This window comes from Marinomonas primoryensis, assembly GCF_013372285.1.
GTDB lineage: Bacteria > Pseudomonadota > Gammaproteobacteria > Pseudomonadales > Marinomonadaceae > Marinomonas > Marinomonas primoryensis.
The window spans coordinates 3,384,297-3,403,828 of record NZ_CP054301.1; the positions used below are offsets into that span (position 1 = coordinate 3,384,297).

General features: G+C 44.3%; 20 protein-coding genes, 1 tRNA gene and 1 pseudogene. 9 read left to right on the forward strand and 13 right to left on the reverse strand.

The window, feature by feature from the left end:
• Window positions 1-55: 55 nt before the first annotated feature.
• A pseudogene (locus tag MP3633_RS19000) lies at window positions 56-778 on the forward strand (M48 family metallopeptidase).
• 52 nt (window positions 779-830) lie between these two features.
• Here the strand turns inward: MP3633_RS19000 and MP3633_RS15750 are convergent.
• The 4 genes from MP3633_RS15750 to MP3633_RS15765 all read right to left on the reverse strand — a co-directional run bounded on the left by MP3633_RS15750 (window position 831) and on the right by MP3633_RS15765 (window position 2,992).
• On the reverse strand, window positions 831-1,235 hold the full coding sequence (locus MP3633_RS15750) for a hypothetical protein (RefSeq protein WP_176336241.1): 405 nt from the start codon (window positions 1,233-1,235) through the stop codon (window positions 831-833).
• 69 nt (window positions 1,236-1,304) lie between these two features.
• On the reverse strand, window positions 1,305-1,562 hold the full coding sequence (locus MP3633_RS15755) for a hypothetical protein (RefSeq protein WP_176336242.1): 258 nt from the start codon (window positions 1,560-1,562) through the stop codon (window positions 1,305-1,307).
• A gap of 3 nt (window positions 1,563-1,565) precedes the next feature.
• On the reverse strand, window positions 1,566-2,768 hold the full coding sequence (locus tag MP3633_RS15760) for an Arm DNA-binding domain-containing protein (RefSeq protein WP_176336243.1): 1,203 nt from the start codon (window positions 2,766-2,768) through the stop codon (window positions 1,566-1,568).
• A gap of 8 nt (window positions 2,769-2,776) precedes the next feature.
• Window positions 2,777-2,992, reverse strand: coding sequence for a hypothetical protein (locus tag MP3633_RS15765; RefSeq protein ID WP_176336244.1), 216 nt, complete (start codon window positions 2,990-2,992; stop codon window positions 2,777-2,779).
• Between the two features lie 129 nt (window positions 2,993-3,121).
• Between MP3633_RS15765 and MP3633_RS15770 the strand changes: the two genes are divergently transcribed.
• Complete coding sequence (locus MP3633_RS15770; RefSeq protein WP_176336245.1) at window positions 3,122-3,331, forward strand: helix-turn-helix domain-containing protein; 210 nt, start codon at window positions 3,122-3,124, stop codon at window positions 3,329-3,331.
• Window positions 3,332-3,567: 236 nt separating this feature from the next.
• On the opposite strand, the gene MP3633_RS15775 is transcribed toward MP3633_RS15770, so the two are convergent.
• Both MP3633_RS15775 and MP3633_RS15780 read right to left on the reverse strand, forming a co-directional pair.
• Window positions 3,568-3,644, reverse strand: a tRNA-Arg gene (locus MP3633_RS15775).
• A gap of 305 nt (window positions 3,645-3,949) precedes the next feature.
• Complete coding sequence (locus MP3633_RS15780) at window positions 3,950-4,243, reverse strand: putative quinol monooxygenase (RefSeq protein WP_176336246.1); 294 nt, start codon at window positions 4,241-4,243, stop codon at window positions 3,950-3,952.
• A 144-nt stretch (window positions 4,244-4,387) separates the two neighbouring features.
• On the opposite strand from MP3633_RS15780, the gene MP3633_RS15785 reads away from it, so the two are divergent.
• Window positions 4,388-4,723: a c-type cytochrome gene (locus MP3633_RS15785; protein WP_239495607.1), complete on the forward strand. Its 336-nt coding sequence runs from the start codon at window positions 4,388-4,390 to the stop codon at window positions 4,721-4,723.
• Window positions 4,724-4,742: 19 nt separating this feature from the next.
• Here MP3633_RS15785 and rep read toward each other — a convergent pair whose 3' ends face one another.
• The 3 genes from rep to MP3633_RS15800 all read right to left on the reverse strand — a co-directional run bounded on the left by rep (window position 4,743) and on the right by MP3633_RS15800 (window position 9,638).
• Complete coding sequence (rep, locus tag MP3633_RS15790) at window positions 4,743-6,791, reverse strand: DNA helicase Rep (RefSeq protein WP_176336247.1); 2,049 nt, start codon at window positions 6,789-6,791, stop codon at window positions 4,743-4,745.
• 145 nt (window positions 6,792-6,936) lie between these two features.
• Window positions 6,937-7,866, reverse strand: a complete 930-nt coding sequence (locus MP3633_RS15795) for a bile acid:sodium symporter family protein (RefSeq protein ID WP_176336248.1) — start codon at window positions 7,864-7,866, stop codon at window positions 6,937-6,939.
• Between the two features lie 260 nt (window positions 7,867-8,126).
• Window positions 8,127-9,638, reverse strand: a complete 1,512-nt coding sequence (locus tag MP3633_RS15800; RefSeq protein WP_176336249.1) for a YifB family Mg chelatase-like AAA ATPase — start codon at window positions 9,636-9,638, stop codon at window positions 8,127-8,129.
• 39 nt (window positions 9,639-9,677) lie between these two features.
• Here MP3633_RS15800 and MP3633_RS15805 point away from each other — a divergent pair, with 39 nt between their 5' ends.
• The gene (locus MP3633_RS15805; RefSeq protein WP_342356103.1) at window positions 9,678-9,965 is read left to right on the forward strand and encodes a TIGR02450 family Trp-rich protein; all 288 of its coding nucleotides are present in this window, start codon (window positions 9,678-9,680) and stop codon (window positions 9,963-9,965) included.
• A gap of 65 nt (window positions 9,966-10,030) precedes the next feature.
• Here MP3633_RS15805 and MP3633_RS15810 read toward each other — a convergent pair whose 3' ends face one another.
• Window positions 10,031-10,264, reverse strand: coding sequence for an accessory factor UbiK family protein (locus MP3633_RS15810; RefSeq protein ID WP_112141131.1), 234 nt, complete (start codon window positions 10,262-10,264; stop codon window positions 10,031-10,033).
• A 505-nt stretch (window positions 10,265-10,769) separates the two neighbouring features.
• Here MP3633_RS15810 and glnK point away from each other — a divergent pair.
• The 4 genes from glnK to radA all read left to right on the forward strand — a co-directional run bounded on the left by glnK (window position 10,770) and on the right by radA (window position 15,631).
• Window positions 10,770-11,108, forward strand: a complete 339-nt coding sequence (glnK, locus tag MP3633_RS15815; RefSeq protein WP_024023270.1) for a P-II family nitrogen regulator — start codon at window positions 10,770-10,772, stop codon at window positions 11,106-11,108.
• A gap of 39 nt (window positions 11,109-11,147) precedes the next feature.
• Window positions 11,148-12,413 carry an ammonium transporter gene (locus MP3633_RS15820; RefSeq protein WP_176336250.1) on the forward strand — a complete coding sequence of 422 codons (1,266 nt, stop codon included), beginning with the start codon at window positions 11,148-11,150 and terminating at the stop codon, window positions 12,411-12,413.
• Window positions 12,414-12,627: 214 nt separating this feature from the next.
• The gene (locus MP3633_RS15825; RefSeq protein WP_176336251.1) at window positions 12,628-14,154 is read left to right on the forward strand and encodes a bifunctional GNAT family N-acetyltransferase/carbon-nitrogen hydrolase family protein; all 1,527 of its coding nucleotides are present in this window, start codon (window positions 12,628-12,630) and stop codon (window positions 14,152-14,154) included.
• An 88-nt stretch (window positions 14,155-14,242) separates the two neighbouring features.
• Complete coding sequence (gene radA, locus MP3633_RS15830) at window positions 14,243-15,631, forward strand: DNA repair protein RadA (RefSeq protein WP_112141137.1); 1,389 nt, start codon at window positions 14,243-14,245, stop codon at window positions 15,629-15,631.
• Window positions 15,632-15,760: 129 nt separating this feature from the next.
• On the opposite strand, the gene MP3633_RS15835 is transcribed toward radA, so the two are convergent.
• From MP3633_RS15835 to MP3633_RS15845, 3 genes are all read right to left on the reverse strand, one after another.
• On the reverse strand, window positions 15,761-16,033 hold the full coding sequence (locus MP3633_RS15835) for a DUF1289 domain-containing protein (RefSeq protein ID WP_112141139.1): 273 nt from the start codon (window positions 16,031-16,033) through the stop codon (window positions 15,761-15,763).
• A gap of 49 nt (window positions 16,034-16,082) precedes the next feature.
• On the reverse strand, window positions 16,083-16,691 hold the full coding sequence (locus MP3633_RS15840; RefSeq protein WP_176336252.1) for a COG3904 family protein: 609 nt from the start codon (window positions 16,689-16,691) through the stop codon (window positions 16,083-16,085).
• Between the two features lie 208 nt (window positions 16,692-16,899).
• Entirely contained in the window at window positions 16,900-18,390 is a 1,491-nt protein-coding gene (locus MP3633_RS15845; RefSeq protein WP_176336253.1) for a CoA-acylating methylmalonate-semialdehyde dehydrogenase, read from the reverse strand.
• A 211-nt stretch (window positions 18,391-18,601) separates the two neighbouring features.
• Here MP3633_RS15845 and MP3633_RS15850 point away from each other — a divergent pair, with 211 nt between their 5' ends.
• Complete coding sequence (locus MP3633_RS15850; protein WP_176336254.1) at window positions 18,602-19,510, forward strand: LysR family transcriptional regulator; 909 nt, start codon at window positions 18,602-18,604, stop codon at window positions 19,508-19,510.
• Window positions 19,511-19,532: the final 22 nt, after the last annotated feature.

A 19,532-nucleotide genomic window follows, 5' to 3' on the forward strand; every position in this document is an offset into this window, starting at 1 on the left:
AGGCGTTTTCACTTATGGTAATGACACAATTCACTATGATGTGATCCGTAAACCTATGTTTGCTAATCCCGCTAAAAAGCAAGTTCGTAAGGTGGTGATAAAAGTTCACCCTGATCAGCGTGTCGTTGCGACTGCTCCCATTGATGCTAACGAAGATGTAATTAAAGAAGCCATCCAAAAACGTGCAAGGTGGATTTGGCAAAGCATTGATGAATTTGCAAAGCAAAAAGACGCAGTTTTACCTAAACGCTATGTCAGTGGCGAAACCCAATTTTATTTAGGTAAGCGCTATGTGCTAAAAGTCATCGTTGATGCCGAGCAAGCCCCAAACATAAAGCTAAGCCGTGGTAAATTAAACGTCACACTCAAAGATGAAATCAGTAAAGACGATATACCAGAGAATCAAAACAACCGGCTGGTGATAATTAAGCCACTCATCGACAAATGGTATCAGTACAAAGCGAAAGCGATTTTCCACGAGCGATTGGCAGCATTATTGCCAAAAACGACCTGGGTAAAAGACATACCCTCCTTTCGTGTAATGGCAATGAAAAAATAATGGGGAAGCTGTTCTACCAAAGGCAACCTGATACTCAACCCTCACCTTATTAAAGCACCTAAAGAATGCATTGATTACGTGATTTTGCACGAACTTTGCCATATCGCAGAACACAACCACAGTGAGCGTTTCTGGCGTTTATTAACCCAAGTAATGCCTAACTGGAAAGGCGTAAAAGCAAGATTGGATGATATGGCTGAAATGTATTTAAACGACTAACTTTTAAAAGTTAGTATGACATGGACAGAATGAACTAGAGGATCCAATTCGTTCACATCCTACTTAAAAAGAAATCTCTAACCTCATAAAAATCATTAATCGAACTATTTTTTAACAAATATTCTTTAACCGAAAGCCCCTCAAAAAGAGGATGATTAATAGGTCTTTTAAAAGAGCTGTAATGTAAGCCAATTGGTACACTTTGGTGTATCGCCTTATAAATACCAGCCAATAAAGATAATCGTTCTATTATTTTGAGCTCTAAATCTAGCATTCCAATCTCTTCACTGGTTTCCTGCCAATACTTCCATTTCTCTGTTTGAATCCCCCCAAGTAATGTCGCCATTTCATCATCAGACAAGTCCCAGCATTGCTGGGAACTTTGCTGCTTCAACCAAAGAATGACATTGGCACAATTTTTACTAAGGTCCAATTTATCTAATGTTGATATATCCATTTTCACTCCATAATTGAAAGTACAACACTCGAAGGTAGGGAGTAGCATTCCCTACCTTACCATTACTGATTACCAACATTCTCCTTGCAAAAAAGCCGGAACACTCCCAACTAAAGAACACCTCAAAAGCCCATAATCAGAATAGCGCTCATATTCATTGGTTAGCTTTTCTTGCACCCAGAGTGCCACAGCTTCACTATTTGTATAAACTGGAGCCAAATTAAGTATAGAGGCTAAACCTACGCCATCAATAATATGAAGGTCATCAATTAGCATCTTTGAAAACTTTCCAGCCTTAGGTGTCACCCAAACATTCGATTTAGCCATACTTTATTCTCCAGTCTCAGATTTTTGCTCGGTTAACTTTATGTGTTCTTGCAACAATAGACGATCAAAGGCTGAACCATCTTGTCGGGTTAAATTCGGAACATACCGTGAGTACACACGAAATAACATTTCCGTCGTGGTATGACCCATCTGACGAGCAATCCATTCTGGGTTTTCACCCGACGCTAACCAAAGCGTAGCCGCTGTATGACGCGTCTGATAAGGACGACGTTTCTTGAGATCTAATAGCCTTAACAATGGATACCAAATACGTTTCGTAACTGTGTCACTCTTAAGAGGGCTACCATCAATATTGCAAAACACTAGACTCTGATCATGTGTCATTTTGTATTGCGCTTTTAATGCGTCATAAACTGGCTGAGACATATAAATCTCACGCTGCGAGCCGTCTGTTTTAGTGTAAGTGAACTCTCCTTTTACCCAGGTTTCACGAATCAAAATCTGTCCCCTTTCAAAATCGACGTACTTCCACTTAAGACCATCAATTTCGCCTGTACGCATTCCCGTAAAGAAACGCACTGTGAAATAGTTTTTAAAGTCCCTTCTCACCGACTGAATAATCAAATTCACTTGATCCAAAGAAAATGGATCTATGTCTGTTTTCATGATCTTTAACGATTTAATTCCCTTCCAAGGAGAGGTAAACTCGTATCGGTCGGCGGCTTCATTAATAATCATTCGGAGAGGCGTCATTATCTTGTTGATTGATGCAGGCTTAAGAGCACTATTTTTCCGTTTGGGTTCTTTGGCGAGAGTTGAACGAAAATTTAGTATGTCTGCTTTTGTGATGCTGCCGACTTCTTTATCACCGAAATAAGGTATTGAATACACATCAATGCTACTTCTCACTGAAAGTGTATGCGAGTTTCTCCACTCGATCTTTTTCTCATCAAACCAAAGCTCTGCAAACTCTTTGAATAAAAGCGTTTTTCTTGCCTTTTTTGCAGTATGTTCAGTCAACATATCCTTCTGTTCTAGAAACAAATCCGCTTTTTTGCTGTTTGGAAAATAATCCCAATACTTAAATGTACCCAATGTGATTTCAGCCTCTATACGATCAAGAATTTGCTTAGCTCGCTTCTTGTTCGCAGGAGAATCCGTCAGTTTAGTCTGCTCACGACAGCGCTCACCCTTAAAACGAAAATCCAATAGTAACTTACCGCTTCTAACGTTAATGCTTCCCATATACCCTCCTAGTGGACACCAGCCATCAATGTGTTAATGGCAGGAACTTTAAACATGTCTTCCTCTATCTGCTCCCAGATGTACAAAATTTTGCGACCTCCGAATGGTCGGAAGTAATGGATACCCTCAATAAGAACCGAGTCTTTTAATTTTCGACGAATAGTCTTACTGTCGTACTTGATGCGTCCAGAAAGTTCTTCGGTTGTTAGATATGTTTGTGACATAATATTAAACTCCTATAAGTTATTAGGATCTTCAAAAGACTTTAATGATCTTCTATAGATCATAATAGTCTATTTTAGATCTATTGCAAGTCTTTTTGATCTTCTGTAGATCATTTTTTGAGGTTTAAGATGATAAAATGTCACTTATCTAAAATTATGGGTGAAAAGAAACTCAAAATTTCAGACGTTTCTAATGAGACAGGAATTAATAGAGGAACTATTACGCGCCTATATCATGAGACAGCAGTGCGCGTAGAGTTCGAAGTACTGGAACAGCTATGTAATTACTTAGGATGTGGAATCGAAGACTTACTAGAAATACAAAAAGATGAAGAGTAACTAGCGAAAATTTCGATGCTTAAAATGACCCGAAAATCATTTTGGTCACCATATGGTCACATTTTGGTCACAAGACAAAAAAGAGGCCATTTTGGTCACAAAAAGCGAAGGACATTTGAGACTGCTTGAAGAGTGTTATTTGAAATACAGTATTAGTACTAAGAAAAAGGAAATGGGGTATTCTGGGAAGAGTTAAACGCTAAACCCCGTGTAAGCCACTGAATTAATTGAATAAATGGTGCACCCGAGAGGATTTGAACCTCCGACCTCACCCTCCGGAGGGGCGCGCTCTATCCAGCTGAGCTACGGGTGCATATCTTTTCACTTACTTTTCTGTCCTGTGCCCTACGGTGACCATTTCGGCCGATCCTTCGCCTCCGGAGGGCGACGCTCTATCCAGCTGAGCTACGGGCGCATTATGATTGCGTGGCGCTAATTCTGTTGCAAGGTGCTAACAAGGCCATCACAAATTGGTGTGCGTATTCTAAAGGAAATCACTCAGGATTCCAGTGCTTAAAGCAATAAAGAACAGATATAAGCTGTTTTTTATTGCTTTGGTATCAAAAGCTTTTCTAGTTAGCTGTTTACACCGCAAACAACTAACTCATGGAAAAAAACTTAGCCTATCTTATGCAATTCAGTCACATCAAATTCTGCAATAACGTCTTTGGTTACTTCTAAAAACGTCTTGATATGATCCGTTTTCATATGGTCCTGCCACACATCGTAGTCGGTCCAACGTTCGAAGTAGACGAACGCTCCCGGAGTCTTGTTATTTTGATGAAGGTCATATTGCAAACAACCCACTTCCGCGCGGGTTGGCACCAATAAAGCTTCTAAAGCGGCTTTTAAGGCCGCGCTTTTGCCAGAGTGCGCGCGAATGTTGGCGACGAGTACGAGTTCAATGGTCATGTTTGTTTCCTTGTCTAATGGACGTGTTACAAAAATAAAGTAAAGGTGAGGAACAACGCTAAACAAAAAAATACGCGAGTAGATTCACGCCTTTGTGTTTAAATAACTGTATCGTTTTTTACTCTTAATCACTAAGGATTCATTGTGACTGTTTCTATCCCGCCTTCCATTAAACGTTTAAGTATTCTTGGTGCCGTTTGTTTTGCCATAGGGCTTTCTTCGCTGGCCGGTGCGGCACGTTCAGGTGAACAAGTTTTTAATACTTATTGCGTTGCTTGTCATATGAGCGGTGTTGCAGGGGCGCCGCGATTTGGTAACCATGAAGACTGGCAACCGCGAATCGATAAAGGCTTAGATACATTGCTAAAAGACGCGATCAGCGGCATTAAAGCCATGCCGCCAAAAGGTTTATGCTTTGATTGCAGTGATGATGAGCTGAAACTCGCTATTGAATACATGATAGACAACAGCAAAGATTAGTTTTTTTCAGCGTCGTGTGCTAGCCGTTTAACATGGCTTTTAATGCCGACAATGACGCCTGACCACGTTCTTTTTTCGCGCTCTCTCCTTCGTCACCTCGACCCTCCCAAACCAAGTCTTCTTCTGGAAGTTCATCAAGGAACCGACTTGGTAAACAGTCGATTTCTTCACCGTATTGTCGGCGTTTCGCGGCCATTGTAATGCATAAGGTTTTTTTCGCCCGTGTTATGCCAACGTAAGCCAGACGACGCTCTTCTTCGATGTCGTCGTTTTCTATACTGTTCCTGTGGGGCAAAAGTTCTTCTTCACAGCCGATCAAAAAAACATGCGGATACTCTAAGCCTTTAGACGCATGAAGTGTCAGAAGTTGTACTTTATCTTCGTCTTCCTCTTCTTCTTGGCGCTCTAGCATGTCAATCAATAGCAGCTTGCTAATCGCCTGATCCAAACCGGCAGTTTCGTCTTCTTCCCAAGCGGACTCCATCATGCGTTGAATAGAATCCAGTAAGAAGCGCACGTTTTCGATGCGACGATCGCCCGCTTTAGACGAAGACGTTTGCTCTTGAATCCAACCGTAATAATCCATGTCATGAATCATTTGCTCTATCACTGGCACGGGAGACGCCCCTTCTAGACGTTTACGTAAGGTAGACATCCAACTCTCGAAGTCTTGCAGGCTTTTCAGCGAGCGGCCAGTGATGTTTTCTTCTAGCTCTTTGTAACCAGACGCTTCAAACAAACTCACGCCGCGTTCAGTGGCAAGGTTACCGACTTTTTCTAGTGTTGCGGGGCCGATTTCTCGTCTCGGTAAATTCACCACTCGCAAAAAAGCATTGTCATCTGATGGGTTCACTAACAGACGCAAATACCCCATCAAATCTTTGATTTCCGCGCGGGAGAAAAAAGACGTGCCGCCATTCATTTTGTAAGGAATCCGGTAGGCTTGCAGTTTAATTTCCAATAAACGCGCCTGGTGATTGCCTCGATACAAAATAGCAAAATCTCGATACGGAATGTCATGGCGCAAATGACGAGATTGTATTTCAGCCGCCACGCGTTCCGATTCTGAGTCTTCGTTTCGGGTGACCATCACACGGATCGGATCGCCTATTTCATGGTCACTCCACAACGCTTTGTCATGAATATGAGGATTGTTCGCTATTAACGTATTGGCGGCTTTCAAAATGGTTTTAGTCGAACGGTAGTTTTGCTCTAGCTTGACCAGTTTTAAGTTTGGATAATCGACCGACAAGCGCTCTAGGTTTTCAGGACGCGCACCACGCCATGCGTAGATGGATTGGTCATCGTCGCCCACTAAGGTAAAACAGCGTCTATAACCTGCTAATAAACGAATCAATTCATATTGACTGCCGTTGGTGTCTTGGCACTCATCCACCAGCAAATAGCGGACTTTTTTCTGCCAGCGATCACGCAACGCTTCATCTGCCATTAACAAGCTGACAGGAAGCAAAATAAGGTCATCAAAATCCACCGCGTTGTAGGCACGCAAATAACGCTGATATTGTGCGTAAACTTGCGCCGCCAACAAAAACTCTTCGGTATCAGCGTTGGTCATGGCTTCTTGTGGTGTCGTTAGATCGTTTTTCCAATTGGACACTGTGTTCTGACAATAGCCTGCGGAGTCCGTTTGACCGTTAAACTCTTTGTCTAGAATTTCTTTGATCAAGCTAAGGGAGTCTTGGGAATCAAATAAAGTGAAGCCTTCTTTTAAACCTGCCCGACGAAACTCTTTGCGTAGAATGCGTAAACCTAAATTGTGAAAGGTAGAAATGCTCAAGCCTCGGCTTTCTTGTTTAGAAAGCATACCAACAACACGTTCTTTCATCTCTCGAGCGGCTTTGTTCGTAAATGTTACCGCGATAATGCTGTTCGCTTTATACCCACAGGTTTGAATCAAATACGCGATTTTCGTCGTGATTACACTGGTTTTTCCTGATCCCGCTCCGGCCAATACCAGCAGAGGCCCATCGATTTTTTTAACGGCATCGAGTTGGCGTTCGTTTAGATTTCTCAAACGTTGGGATATGGAAGGAAGGGACTCACTCATGGAAAAACTCTGGCTTGTGCGGCGGTTAAAAATCAGCACTAAGTGTACCCGACATTACATCGACTCGCACTGACATAACCGTTCGATCAGGCACAAAAAAGGGACACCAGAATGGCGTCCCTTTTATTATCGCTCGCGTAAACGCTTATTTAGAAGTGTCTCCGCTGTTATTTTCCAAAACAGGTCGACGGCTCCAATAGCTCGCCAACAAAGAACCCGAAATATTGTGCCACACACTGAAAATAGTACCTGGCAACGCCGCCATTGGCGTGAAGAATTTTACCGCCAACGCCGCCGCCAAACCTGAGTTCTGCAAACCCACTTCAAATGCAATCGTACGACATACGCGTGCATCAAAGCCAAGTAAGTAAGTTACCCAATAGCCTAAGGTCAAACCAATCGCATTATGGATAATTACAGCAGCCGCTACGATGAGGCCAACTTGAACAATTTTTGACGCGCTCAAGGCCACGACAATCGCAATGATAAGGACAATCGCGAACATAGAAATGTAAGGAAAAATCGGCTCTGCTTTGCGCACAAACTTCGAGAAAAACGTATTAATTAACACACCCGCCGCAACAGGTAACAATACAATTTTGAGTAGGCTCAACAACATACCAGCCACAGGCACATCAACACTTTGACCTATCATCAAAGACACTAAGAAAGGCGTTAGTATCACACCAATCAAGGTCGAAATCGCGGTCATGGAAATAGACAACGCGGTATCGCCTTTCGCCAAATAACACATCACATTCGAGGACGTACCGCCCGCAACGCTTCCAACCAGCAACATACCAACTGTTAACTCGGTATCAAAACCAAACGCAAACGCCACACCAAACGCCGCTATCGGCATCACTAAAAATTGCAGAATAACACCCACACCAACGGCCTTACGGTTTTTAAGGACTTGTTTGAAGTCTGTTGGGCTTAGGGTTAACCCCATTGCTAACATGATGACTGTCAGTAATGGAACAATTTGAGTTTTCAAGCCGACGAATAAGTCCGGTTGAAAAAAGGCAAGCACAGAAAGTAACAATGCCCAAAGAGGGAACAGCTGAATAACCATAATGTATAACTCCATTTACGCCACTCTGCTTTGCCAAAGATAAGTCAGCAACAGCGAATACGTGACCACAATTAATTATTATTAATCCCATCATATATCACCTACTCATGACTTTATTTTATGCGGCAAAACCGTCACTTAAAAGCCATCCACACAAGTAGACAAATAAAATAAGGGCAAAGAGTGTAACGAAATGAAACCGGTTAAAACAGCTTTTATCACCCGCTTAAAAGGCGTTAATACACTATGACGAGCTTCGCTCAAGAAGAAACCGCCATCGACAAGGTTTTTTCCATTTTCCGATAACTTAACGATTCCATTAAATACGCTCTGGTTACCGGTGAATCATTTAGATCCGCTAAGGTGAGTGCCACTTTTAAAACCCGATGATAAGCGCGAGCTGACAGCTTTAAGGTTTCTAACGCTTGCTGCATAAAGTGTTTATCGTCGTCGCTTAGGGCGCAAATAGATTCTAACTGCCGTCCGCTTAACAAGGCATTTTGTACACCTTGGCGTGCTCGTTGCCTTGCTACGGCTTTTTCAACGCGCAAACGAATACTGGCGCTGCATTCACCCTCTTCTTGAGCGTTCACCAAAACATTAGACGGCAATGGTGGCACTTCCACATGCAAGTCGATACGATCTAAAAAAGGCGCTGAGAGTTTTTTGAGGTACTTTTGACTGGCACTGGATTGGTAATAATCTTGTCCGCCGTTGTATGCTTCGTTGCTGGCGTTCATCGCGGCAACCAGTTGGAAGCGCGCTGGAAAGGACATCTGCCCACGCGCCCTTGAAATATGCACTTCACCACTTTCTAGCGGTTCTCGCAAAACCTCTAAAACCTTACGATCAAATTCTGGCAGCTCATCAAGGAACAAAACACCACAATGCGCCAAAGAGGCTTCTCCCGGTTTAGGAATGGAACCGCCTCCAACAAGAGCCGCTGCGGAACAAGTATGGTGCGGAGATCGAAATGGACGTTCTGACCAATGCCAATCCAGTCCCATCTTTCGCCCTGCGACCGATTGAACCGACGCCACGGCAAGCGCTTCAGCTTCAGTCATGGCCGGCATGATACTGGGCAAGCGCGATGCCAACATGGTTTTTCCAGTGCCAGCCGGACCAATAAAAAGGAGGTTATGACCACCGGCCGCTGCGACTTCCAAGGCTCGTCGCGCTTGGTATTGGCCTTTCACATCACGCATGTCTTTGTGGTCCAAGGGTAACGGCGCCGTCGGTTTAGAAACACAGGTCGGCAGCTTACTCAGCTTTAGAAGGTGCGCGGTGACTTGAGTAAGGTGTTTTGCAAACACCGCATCACTTTCAACCAAAGCCGCTTCTTGTTGATTGTCTTCTGGAAGAATCAGTTGTCGATTAGCCTGATGACAAGCAATCGCCGACGGCAATAAACCAGGCACGCCACGAATATCACCCGATAATGCCAACTCACCAATAAATTCAATATCTTGAAGATTCACTTCACCTAATTGACCTGAAGCGACCAGCACACTGATCGCAATCGCTAAATCATAACGACCGCCTTCTTTGGGTAAGTCCGCAGGGGCAAGGTTAATGGTGACTCTTCTGGTGGGAAATTCGAAATGGCTATTAATAATCGCGCTACGCACACGATCTTTTGCTTCTCGAACCGCCGCTTCTGGCAATCCGACAATATTTAAAGAAGGTAAACCGTTCGATATATGGGTTTCGACTGTGACTAAAGGGGACGCCACACCCACTCGGGCACGACTGTAAATGGTTGCTAAACTCATGATCACTCCTTGATCCTATTTTAAAATGTTCTTTTTATCGTGAAAAGCAATCCGGCTCTTCACTTCTTTCGTATCTTTGTTTGTCTACGTTTACGAGATTACAAAATCCACATGCATCAAATAAACCCAAATAAATTACTTTTGTCTAAATGGACATCAACGTCACCACAATACAAAGAAAAGCATTTTATCGTCACCAAACTCATTCGGGACGAAGAAGAAACGGTTATAGAGTGCGTTCTTGAAGCCGTGATAAACAAGAACCAACATACCACACCTTGGCAAGTACTGAAGTCGTCAGACAACTGGCAACAAGGCTGGAAGTGAATAGCTACTCGCTTTCTGTCTTTTGATAGGCGCTCATCTACCCTTATGAGCGCCTTTTTTATACGCTACTTTTCCAGTTCATTTAAACGCGCTTCTAATATGGCCAATTTTTCACGGTATTTTGCCAACATAGCCGCCTGTACTTCAAACTCTTCTCGTGTAACCAAATCCATTTTACTTAATGTATTTCGGGCAACTTCGTGTAGTTGCGCCTGAATTTCTGCTTTAGGTAGCTTACCAATCGTCTCTGCGGCTTGCTCTAATCCGGTACCCAATTGCTTTATAAATTGATCTATCATGTCATTCCCGTTTTTAACATTTACAATGCCTATTAGTATAGAAGCCTAAGGAAGGTGCAAACAAGTCATCTATCGTGCATCTTTAATAAGGACGTTCTCCTGAGCATAAAAAATTAGTCTATCGCACAAGCAAGACGCCTCTTTTCTGTGCGTGAAATCACCACTCAGCGGCCTTTATTAAAGCACTCCCCCTAAATAAGGCACACATAAAACGCGCCACTGTGTGTTTTTTTTCTGATCAAAAGCAACAAGGTAAGGCGCTTACTGGTAGATCACCCCCTTCTTTAATAGATCAACCGCACCAAGTTAACGCAACGCACTATAAAGACACCCCAATATGCCGCACTAAATAAAGCCAACCGCGACTCTTTTTAATTTCAAAAAACAGACAAAATCCTTACAAACCCCGTATAGCAAAGGCTTTTAAGGATGTGGCACGCATATTGAATAAAGCTAACTACCTGCGATACGACAATAAAACTGACTTTTAAAGGAGACAGTGGGTATGAAGCTTATAACTGCCATCATCAAGCCATTTAAACTCGATGATGTTCGAGAAGCACTTTCTGAGATCGGTGTTCAAGGTATCACCGTAACAGAAGTAAAAGGTTTCGGACGTCAAAAAGGCCACACAGAACTATACCGCGGCGCTGAATATGTAGTGGACTTTTTACCTAAGGTAAAAATCGAGCTAGCGATTGCAGACGACATGACAGACCAAGTCGTTGAGGCCATCACTGGCGCAGCAAACACTGGCAAAATCGGCGACGGTAAGATCTTTATCGTTAACCTTGAACAAGCGGTTCGTATTCGTACCGGAGAGACTGGGGTTGAAGCGGTTTAATCACTGCTCAAATCTTACAAGCCTTTAGGGGGGCGAAACATGCAAGATCAAATTTTTCACTTACAATATGCCATGGACACCTTTTACTTCTTGGTGTGTGGCGCACTGGTTATGTGGATGGCAGCGGGATTTGCCATGTTGGAAGCAGGTCTAGTACGTGCTAAAAACACCACTGAGATTTTAACTAAGAACGTGGCATTATTTGCCATCTCTTGCATCATGTATCTCGTTTGCGGTTACTCCGTCATGTACGGTGGTGAGCTGTTTCTAACGGGCATTCAAGATGTAGACGTTGCTTCTACTCTAACGGATTTTTCTGGCCGTGAAGGTGGCTTCGAAGGCGGTTCGATTTATTCTGGCGCTTCTGATTTCTTCTTCCAAGTGGTATTCGTTGCAACGGCAATGTCTATTGTCTCTGGTGCCGTTGCTGAGCGTATGAAGCTTTGGTCTTTCCTTATCTTTGCAGTGGTAATGACGGCGTTCATCTACCCAATGGAAGGTAACTGGACGTGGGGCGGCGGTTCTGTATTCGGCATGTATAGCCTTGGAGACCTAGGTTTCACTGACTTTGCAGGTTCCGGTATTGTTCACATGGCGGGTGCCTCTGCCGCATTGGCTGGTGTATTGGTGCTTGGTGCTCGTAAAGGCAAATACGGTCCTAACGGTGAAGTTCGTGCCATTCCTGGTGCTAACTTACCGCTTGCGACACTGGGTACTTTCATCCTTTGGATGGGCTGGTTCGGTTTCAACGGTGGTTCTGTTCTGAAGCTTGGTGATATCGCAAGTGCTAACTCTGTGGCTATGGTGTTCTTGAATACCAACGCAGCGGCAGCAGGCGGCGCAATTGGCGCACTTATTCTAGCTCGTATCTTATTCGGTAAAGCCGATCTAACCATGCTTCTAAACGGCGCATTGGCTGGTCTGGTTGCTATCACAGCAGGTCCTGATACACCTTCTGCTCTTGGAGCAACGCTAATAGGTCTAGTCGGCGGTGTGATTGTTGTTGTGTCTATCCTGACGCTAGACAAACTTAAAATTGATGATCCAGTGGGCGCGATCTCTGTTCACGGTGTCGTTGGTCTTTGGGGCTTACTAGCAGTGCCTCTTACAAATGACGGTACAACATTCGGCGGACAAATCGCCGGTGCATTGACTATCTTCGTTTGGGTATTCGTCTCTAGCCTAGTGGTTTGGCTGATCATCAAAGCCATCATGGGTGTTCGAGTGACGGAAGAAGAAGAATACGAAGGCGTTGACCTTTCTGAATGTGGTATGGAAGCGTACCCAGAATTCAGTAAGTCATAATCCCAACATTATCGTAAAGACTCTTTTATAATCCAAAAACCCTCGCTTCGGCGGGGGTTTTCTTTTTTCCTCTATTTAAATAAAAATTAACGCCCTCATCACGTAAAGAAGCGGTATTATCCTGTCATATAAAGACACCACTGCACTGCGAAATCGATACTGGAAATAAGAGTACTCAATACAATGGCAGGCAGACAACACAGCAGAGGACATCATGCTAGAAGACTTACATTTAAAAATTCGGAATTTAACCAATAATGATTACGAGCCAGTAAAAGCACTGATGGACAAGGTCTACCATGACATCGGTGGTTCTTGGCCTAAACACACCATACACCAGCTGATAAAAGATTTTCCTGAAGGGCAAATTTGCCTAGAAGATCACGGTAACATTGTCGGTATCGCCCTGTCCGTTCAGGCGAATTATCAACGTTTCAGTAACCCGCATACCTATGACGACCTAGTGGATCAGAAAGAAAACATTCTGAATGATCCTGAAGGCGATGCTATGTATGGTCTGGATGTGCTTATTTCGCCAGAATATCGCGGTTATCGTTTGGGCCGACGCCTTTATGAAGCGCGCAAAGAGTTGTGCCGTCAACACAACCTTCGTGCCATTTTAGCTGGCGGGCGAATTCCCAATTATCACCAGCATGCACACAATTTATCACCAGCAGAATATCTAGAATCGGTGCGTGAAAAAAAGATCTACGACCCTATTTTATCATTCCAACTTTCGAACGATTTCCAAGTTACTCGATTGCTAAAACGTTACTTGCCAGAAGATGAAAAATCACAAGGCTATGCGACACTTTTAGAGTGGAAGAATATTTTTTACGCACCAGAAACCAGCGTTATTCGTACACGTAAAACACAAGTTCGTATTGGTGCTATTCAATGGCAAATGCGAGAAGTCTCCAGTGTGGACGAGTTGTTGACACAAGTTGAATACTTTATCGATGCGGTATCCGATTACAAAAGCGACTTTGTATTATTCCCCGAATTTTTTAACGCACCGCTTATCGGCTTGAGCCCAGACCAAAGCAACCAAACCGAAGCCATTCGCTTTTTGGCCAGCTTTACTGAACGCTTCAAAAATGAAATGTCCCAACTCGCCGTGAGCTACAACATCAACGTCATCACCGGCTCGATGCCTCTGATGGAAGACGACATTCTTTATAACGTCAGCTATTTATGTCGACGCGACGGCACAGTAGAAGAACAGAAAAAAATCCACATCACACCGCATGAGCGCCGTGATTGGATCATCCAAGGTGGCAATGAACTGCGCGTCTTTGACACCGACGCTGGACGCGTTGGTATCTTGATCTGCTATGACGTTGAATTCCCTGAGCTTGGGCGTTTACTTGCCCAACAAGACATGGACATTCTCTTCGTTCCTTTCTGGACTGACACAAAAAATGGTTACTTACGTGTGCGCCATTGCGCCCAAGCACGCGCCATTGAAAACGAATGTTATGTGGTGATTTGTGGCAGCTGTGGCAACCTTCCACAAGTTGAAAACTTGGACATTCAATACTCACAAAGTTCTGTCTTTTCACCGTCCGATTTCTCTTATCCGCACGATGCGGTCATGGCGGAAACGACACCCAATACTGAAATGATCATGTTCGCAGATCTTGATCTAGATAAGTTGAAATTAACGCGTAGCGAAGGTTCCGTTAACAATTTGAAAGACCGTCGTACCGACCTTTACTCTGTTAATTGGCACAAAAAGTAATCACAACCTTGTGATAACATGGACGTTATCGCAACTTAATGACGGGGAGCTGCTGCTCCGCTCCTTCCGATGATACAAAGAGACTCTCATGGCCAAAGCAAAAACCGCTTTTGTATGCAACGAATGCGGAGTTGACTACGCAAAATGGCAAGGACAATGCCAAGCCTGCAATGCGTGGAACTCCCTATCTGAAATTCGACTTACCTCTGGAAAAACCTCTGCGCGCGTCTCCGCGAGCCAAGATCCACGCTACCAAGGCTATGCTGGCGCCGTCACTGGTATCCAAAATTTATCCGATATCGATTTAGGCGATGTACCCCGATTCAGCTCTGGTGCTAACGAATTTGACCGAGTATTGGGCGGCGGTTTAGTGCCTGGCGGTGTTGTGTTAATTGGTGGATCGCCCGGCGCCGGTAAAAGCACTCTATTATTGCAAACCATGTGCTGGCTCGCACAACAACAAAGCGCCTTGTATGTAACAGGTGAAGAATCCTTGCAGCAAGTCGCCATGCGCGCCCAACGGCTTGGCTTGCCAACACAAAATCTCAAGATGCTGTCCGAAACCAATGTGGACGCCATTTTAACCATCGCTCAACAGGTCAAACCTAAAGTTATGGTCATTGACTCTATTCAGGTCATGCATTTGGATGGCGTTGAATCCGCTCCTGGCAGCGTGTCGCAAGTAAGAGAAAGTGCCGCGGTCTTAACGCGTTTTGCAAAACAAACGCAAACGGCGGTGTTACTCGTTGGTCACGTTACCAAAGACGGTACCCTTGCTGGGCCAAAAGTCCTTGAACACATGGTCGACTGTTCGGTGTTATTAGAAGGTTCTGAAGATTCTCGCTTTCGTACATTGCGCGGCATGAAGAACCGCTTTGGCGCCGTCAATGAACTTGGTGTTTTTGCCATGCTTGAAAATGGCTTGAAAGAAGTTAAGAATCCCAGCTCTATTTTCCTAAACCGCAGCAATCATCCTGCGGCTGGCAGCCTAGTTGTGGTGGTATGGGAAGGCACCCGACCTTTATTAGTAGAGCTACAAGCCTTGGTCGACGATTCGCCACTTGGCAATCCAAGACGCGTCACGGTCGGGTTTGATCATAATAGACTCGCTATGCTGTTAGCGGTATTACACAAACACGGCGGTTTATTAACGTCTGATCAAGATGTGTATTTGAACGTAGTGGGTGGGGTTAAAGTGTTGGAAACCAGCGCTGATCTCGCGGCCATTGCGGCTGTTGTTTCTAGCTTCCGCGATCGAGTTTTACCCCATGACTTAGTCGTGATGGGCGAAGTCGGCTTATCTGGTGAAATTCGCCCTGTTCCATCAGGGCAAGAACGTATTAGTGAAGCGGCCAAACATGGATTCACCAGAGCCGTCGTTCCAAAAGCTAACTGTCCGAAAAAACCGATTGAAGGCATGAAGGTCATTGGTGTTGAGCGTTTGTCAGAAGCCTTAGACGCCATTTTTGAAGATTAGTCTTTCTTTACAACGTCACGAGCGAATCCAAGACGAGGCAAAAACAGACGAAAAAACGGAGTTTATGGGTTATAAATGAATATTTTTGAGTCTGTTTTTAACAAAGTATTGGGGAGCGCAGTCGTCGTTCTATTCAAACAGGTCGGCCGCAAGCTCATCCTCCATTCCGTAAGGTAATGCCTTGGCAGAAGCGGCGTCCAATCTTTCTTGACGGGCCTTAAGTAAGCGTACTCGACGATGTTTGCACAAATCTAATACTTGATGGCGCGCTTCATTGGATAACGAAAACCAATGAAAACGCTCATCTCGACTGCGCAAACATCCTTTGCAAAAGCCTTTTGTACTGTTCTCACACACACCTCGACAAGGACTTTCTATGGTAAACAGTTCTATTTGTTCCATAATCCCTCCCTGTGGACATGTTCGTTTTTAAACGACTAGGTTTTCAATTTTATTGTGTGGCAAGCTGATAATCATACGTTTCTTCGGGTGATAAAAAATACACTCTATCGGCGGGTGCCGCATCCAGTGAGAACCAATAAAAGCGCTCTGGCACCCCCATTTCTAGATAAAAATTAACATACACTGCGTGTATCGAATCGGCAACATTGACGTTCGCCGCTTTCATTCTTGAGCCATCAGACCAAGCATGAACGCCCACACCAGCTCCGGCTCCAATGGTTCTTTCCACGCCACCTAAGAATAGATCAACACCACCGGAAAGCACATAACCGGTCTGTGCTATGTGAGTATTCAAGCCTAAACGACGAATCAAACGCGCGCCCTCCATCGTAGCGTGTTGATCCACAGACCCAGGAACATCGACTAAAACCAAGTCCGTTACATTGGGGTTTTGCTTGATGAAATCACTTAACTGACTAACCAAATTACTGTTTAATATGCCCGATAGATACGCCGTATTTTTATCAACTTCAATGTTCAGTTTGTCATTCTCTGCGCCAGTCAATATAGCGGGTGACGCCATACAACCTGCTAAAAAAACAGTCGCTAAAAGCAAGAACCATTTCATCGTATTTAGGCCACATTGCTTGGAGTTCATACAACACCCAGACGGTTTAAAAAAACATCATAGCATTCAGCTAAATTAGTTCAAAAGAAACCATAACTTCCTGCTTATATAAAGCGAGCTGAATCTTACTTCAGGTCATCATAAAAAAATGGCCGCTCATCATGCGATAAGCGACCAATAAAAACAGCACTATCAGTTTTGATAGAGCTGCCTGGGATTCATATAGATCAGTCCGACACTAAGACGGAAAAGAAAAGCTCTTACCTTCACGAACACCTGCCGAAGGCCAGCGCTGTGTAATGGTTTTTCGTTTTGTGTAAAAGCGCACGGCATCTGGTCCGTAGGCATGTAGATCGCCAAACAAAGAACGCTTCCAACCGCCAAAACTGTGATACGCCACAGGCACAGGTAAAGGCACATTGATCCCAACCATACCCACTTCAATATGGTCAGAGAAGTAACGCGCAGCTTCGCCATCACGGGTAAAAATACAGGTTCCGTTACCGTATTCATGATCGTTAATCAGCGTCATCGCTTCTTCCATGGTATCAACACGAACCACTTGCAAAACTGGACCGAAAATTTCTTGCTGATAACTCTCCATCTCTTTGGTTACGCCATCGATTAGGGTCGCACCAACAAAGAAACCTTTTTCATAACCTACGACTTGTGGATGACGACCATCAACGACAATGGTTGCGCCTTGTGATTCCGCGCTATCAATAAAGCCAACCACTTTTTCTTTATGTTCTTTGGTAATGACAGGGCCAAAATCATTGGTTTTATCTGAGCATTCACCTACTTTTAGCGGCTTCATAGCTTCAGCCATTTTACTAATCAAGGCATCACCAGCGGCCTTACCAACGGCAACGGCAACAGACAACGCCATACAACGTTCGCCTGATGAACCAAAGGCCGCGCCAAGCAACTGACTCACTACGTTGTCCATATCGGCATCTGGCATCACAATCGCGTGATTTTTCGCCCCACCTAGTGCCTGACAACGTTTACCGTTAGCGCTGGCTTTGCTGTAAATATATTCCGCAATCGGTGTGGAACCAACAAAGCTCACCGCTTTTACGCGCTTATCTTCCAATAAGGTATCAACAGCGACTTTATCGCCATTTACCACATTAAAAACACCCGCTGGTAAGCCTGCTTCATGCAACAATTCAGCAATAAACAAAGCGGTGCTTGGGTCGCGTTCAGACGGTTTCAAGATGAAGGTGTTCCCGCACACGATTGCCATCGGAAACATCCATAATGGCACCATGGCAGGGAAATTAAATGGCGTAATCCCGGCAACCACACCAAGCGGCTGGAACTCACTCCAAGAATCAATATTCGGACCAACGTTTTTGCTGTACTCACCTTTTAATAGCTCTGGCGCACCACACGCGTATTCAACGTTTTCAATACCTCGTTGTAATTCGCCCGCCGCATCGTGGCAAATTTTGCCATGTTCAGCGCCAATCAATTCACAAATTTTATCTGAATGCTTTTCCAACAACGCTTTATAGTTAAACATGATTCGAGCGCGCTTTAATGGCGGCGTATTTCGCCACTCAGGGTAAGCCGCTTGCGCCACCGTAATCGCCTCTTCTACGGTTTCTTTTGAAGCAATAGCGACTTTTTTCGATACTTCTCCCGTTGCTGGGTTAAACACATCTTGAGTGCGTGCGGCTTGCTGTGACCGTTTACCGTCGATCAAATGTCCGATAATTTCCATGAGCGCTCCCTATTTATTAAGTTAAGTCGTTAGGCCAAATCTTTTCATCAACATTCGTTGCTATGAATACTGTGCATTGACACTACTATGCCAAGAGGAATAGATTATAAAAAGTCGAATCTATTAACGCTTAGTTAACTCTTTACTTAACTAAACGAATCTACCATGAACAATGGCATAACCTGCGTTGTGTCTATTATTAGGGTCAACAATGAATAAGTTTAAAAGTCAGGTAAGCGACGCAGATCTTCGAATTTTGCGAATTTTTAGAACCGTCGTGGAATGTGGTGGTTTTTCCGCTGCAGAAGTCGAGCTCAACATTAGCCGAGCCGCTATTAGCATCGCGATATCTGACTTGGAAACGCGTCTCGGATTTAGACTTTGTCAGCGAGGCCGATCTGGATTTTCTCTGACAAACGAAGGCAGCCAAGTTTATGACTTTACGCTACAACTACTGTCTTCTATCGAAGATTTTCGCACTAATATCAATGCCCTCCACCAGAATTTGAAAGGCGAACTCAACATTGGCATCACAGATAATTTAGTCACTTTGCCTCATACTCGAATAACAAGAGCGCTTGCCGGCCTAAAAGACAAAGGGCCACAAGTCACGATTAACATTCGTATGATTCCACCTAACGATGTGGAAAGGGGGGTGTTAGATGGCGGACTGCAAATTGGCATTGTTCCAGACCTGAAAATTTTAAGCGGATTAGATTACCACCACCTTTATCAAGAAGAATCCAAGCTCTATTGCAGTGACACTCATCCTTTATTTGCCTTAGGCGACAAAAAAATAACCAAAGCCAAACTAAAAGAGTTTGATGCCGTTTTACCTGCCTACGCACAAACACCAGAAATTAAAAGCCAGCACCAACCTTTAAGCGCAAGTGCGACGGCGACAGACCGAGAGGGGATCGCTTTTCTCATCTTGACGGGGCGTTACATTGGTTTTTTACCCGACCATGTGGCCGAGCACTGGATTCGTGATGGCCGAATGCGCGCGCTTCTACCGAGTGAATGCCATTACATCACTCAATTTTCTGCCATTACCAGAAAAGGCGCTCGTGCCAACCTTATTCTAGAAACGTTCTTAGCGGAACTAGAGAAAACACAGTAACTGATAAAACGCCGTATATAAA

What these genes read in the sequence shown, in the direction of transcription:
- MP3633_RS15780 (WP_176336246.1), bottom strand. Translation starts at nt 4,243, where the DNA reads ATGACCATTGAACTCGTACTCGTCGCCAACATTCGCGCGCACTCTGGC.
- glnK (WP_024023270.1), top strand. Translation starts at nt 10,770, where the DNA reads ATGAAGCTTATAACTGCCATCATCAAGCCATTTAAACTCGATGATGTT.
- MP3633_RS15850 (WP_176336254.1), top strand. Translation starts at nt 18,602, where the DNA reads ATGAATAAGTTTAAAAGTCAGGTAAGCGACGCAGATCTTCGAATTTTG.
- MP3633_RS15770 (WP_176336245.1), top strand. Translation starts at nt 3,122, where the DNA reads ATGATAAAATGTCACTTATCTAAAATTATGGGTGAAAAGAAACTCAAA.
- MP3633_RS15765 (WP_176336244.1), bottom strand. Translation starts at nt 2,992, where the DNA reads ATGTCACAAACATATCTAACAACCGAAGAACTTTCTGGACGCATCAAG.
- MP3633_RS15845 (WP_176336253.1), bottom strand. Translation starts at nt 18,390, where the DNA reads ATGGAAATTATCGGACATTTGATCGACGGTAAACGGTCACAGCAAGCC.
- MP3633_RS15835 (WP_112141139.1), bottom strand. Translation starts at nt 16,033, where the DNA reads ATGGAACAAATAGAACTGTTTACCATAGAAAGTCCTTGTCGAGGTGTG.
- MP3633_RS15760 (WP_176336243.1), bottom strand. Translation starts at nt 2,768, where the DNA reads ATGGGAAGCATTAACGTTAGAAGCGGTAAGTTACTATTGGATTTTCGT.
- MP3633_RS15795 (WP_176336248.1), bottom strand. Translation starts at nt 7,866, where the DNA reads ATGGTTATTCAGCTGTTCCCTCTTTGGGCATTGTTACTTTCTGTGCTT.
- MP3633_RS15800 (WP_176336249.1), bottom strand. Translation starts at nt 9,638, where the DNA reads ATGAGTTTAGCAACCATTTACAGTCGTGCCCGAGTGGGTGTGGCGTCC.
- MP3633_RS15750 (WP_176336241.1), bottom strand. Translation starts at nt 1,235, where the DNA reads ATGGATATATCAACATTAGATAAATTGGACCTTAGTAAAAATTGTGCC.
- MP3633_RS15820 (WP_176336250.1), top strand. Translation starts at nt 11,148, where the DNA reads ATGCAAGATCAAATTTTTCACTTACAATATGCCATGGACACCTTTTAC.
- MP3633_RS15810 (WP_112141131.1), bottom strand. Translation starts at nt 10,264, where the DNA reads ATGATAGATCAATTTATAAAGCAATTGGGTACCGGATTAGAGCAAGCC.
- MP3633_RS15755 (WP_176336242.1), bottom strand. Translation starts at nt 1,562, where the DNA reads ATGGCTAAATCGAATGTTTGGGTGACACCTAAGGCTGGAAAGTTTTCA.
- MP3633_RS15840 (WP_176336252.1), bottom strand. Translation starts at nt 16,691, where the DNA reads ATGAACTCCAAGCAATGTGGCCTAAATACGATGAAATGGTTCTTGCTT.
- rep (WP_176336247.1), bottom strand. Translation starts at nt 6,791, where the DNA reads ATGAGTGAGTCCCTTCCTTCCATATCCCAACGTTTGAGAAATCTAAAC.
- MP3633_RS15825 (WP_176336251.1), top strand. Translation starts at nt 12,628, where the DNA reads ATGCTAGAAGACTTACATTTAAAAATTCGGAATTTAACCAATAATGAT.
- radA (WP_112141137.1), top strand. Translation starts at nt 14,243, where the DNA reads ATGGCCAAAGCAAAAACCGCTTTTGTATGCAACGAATGCGGAGTTGAC.